The sequence below is a fragment of the Microcystis sp. M49636_WE2 genome, assembly GCF_030065375.1.
In the GTDB taxonomy this organism is placed as follows: domain Bacteria; phylum Cyanobacteriota; class Cyanobacteriia; order Cyanobacteriales; family Microcystaceae; genus Microcystis; species Microcystis aeruginosa_C.
Genome location: NZ_JASJFG010001027.1, coordinates 1 through 1,446 on the forward strand (window position 1 = coordinate 1; position 1,446 = coordinate 1,446).

A 1,446-nucleotide genomic window follows, 5' to 3' on the forward strand; every position below is an offset into this window, starting at 1 on the left:
ACGCAAGAACTATATTTCCTCAGATTACAACAACAAACAACAGCAAACCAGTGGTAGCAGCCGATAGTCGAGGGAAAGACACAAAAAACCGACTATTTAGGTGATATTAAAGCGACCACTGGTATTTTATCTTAACCTAACCGGTTCTGTAACTCCGTGATCGTCCCCGTCTCACATTTTGTAGTGGTGCAAAATTAATTTCCATCCATCCAGAAGTATAACCTAATACCATTTCTCTAAATGAAAACTACACATCGAATTTAAATCCCCCTTTAAGTTCCCCTTTTTAAGGGGCATTTAGGGGGATTAAACTTCTGTAGTCAGACTTTGGAGAATTGGTATAAATTAGGGCTTGCTGAATAATGGTAAAACCCTTTTTAATCTTTCAATAGGATTAGTTTGATCGAACATTTGGGTACAAACCCTTCCTTTAGTGTAGGGTCGGGCAGCTTTAAATAAATATGTATTGTCAACTTAAGGAATTTTGTATTAAGATGTTGATACTCGGTCAAGCATTGTCAAAATGTTTGTACTAAAATACAAAGTTAAGCCAAAACCTAATCAGATAGAAGCCATTAATGAGGCAATACGGACAACCCAATTTGTTCGGAATAAAGTCCTGCGTTATTGGATGGATAATCCTGGTGTTGGCAAAACAGAGTTATTTCGGTACAACACAGCATTAAGAAAAGAGTTTAAATTTGTTGATGATTTAAACTCCCATGCTTGCCAGACTGCTGTAGAAAGAACCTTGCGGGCAATTACTCGGTTTTACGATAATTGCCAAAATAAAGTTAAAGTAAAGAAAGGCTACCCTAAGTTTAAAAAACATTCCCATTCCGTAACGGGCAGAAACTGCTGAACAACGAGGGCAAATGCTAGAGGCGAAATTGCGAGCCTTGCAGGTAGAATTAGATTAAATTAACCTAGTTTCTGGAGCGGACAAGACAGCTTTTTTTTCTCAAGTACAAAGACACAAAGTTATACTAAAGGGTTTCTCTCACCATTAAGATAACTGCTATAATGTATTCGCCAACTCTAAGTGGTCGAACAAAATTAAAGTTAACCGTGAGGCAAGGGAATAACCCAGAGGCAATAGTCAAGGCTCTCAGCTTTATTAATGTTTCTTAATACAAACGTATTTGTTGAGAGGGTTTCCGAGCAAATATGAAGCGTAAACTGATTAGGCATCGTCCCTAATTCCTGATGCTGACTGGGGATAACTGCCATGGGTTCCACTACTTAGAAAAAATTACCAAGTTTGTGTTGATCCCTCAAGGAGAAATTTTTATGGAAATATCTCGTCCTAATCAAGCAGAATTAACCGCCGAAGAACATCAGGAACTAGAAAAGTTGCGCGCTATTATCGAACAGGCTAGTGTTGATGGCGTGATCACTCAAGGGGAAAGGGAAAGAATTGCTCTAGCTATGAGGTCTGATGGTAAA

Annotated in this window: 1 protein-coding gene and 1 pseudogene; both read left to right on the forward strand. The window is 38.5% G+C overall.

Annotated features, from left to right (window positions below; translation table 11 throughout):
- Positions 1-523 precede the first annotated feature (523 nt).
- Positions 524-844: pseudogene (locus PX484_RS23535) on the forward strand (RNA-guided endonuclease TnpB family protein); the annotation flags it as partial.
- Positions 845-1,206: 362 nt separating this feature from the next.
- A partial coding sequence (locus PX484_RS25900; protein ID WP_353853261.1) for a hypothetical protein occupies positions 1,207-1,446 on the forward strand: 240 nt, incomplete at its 3' end.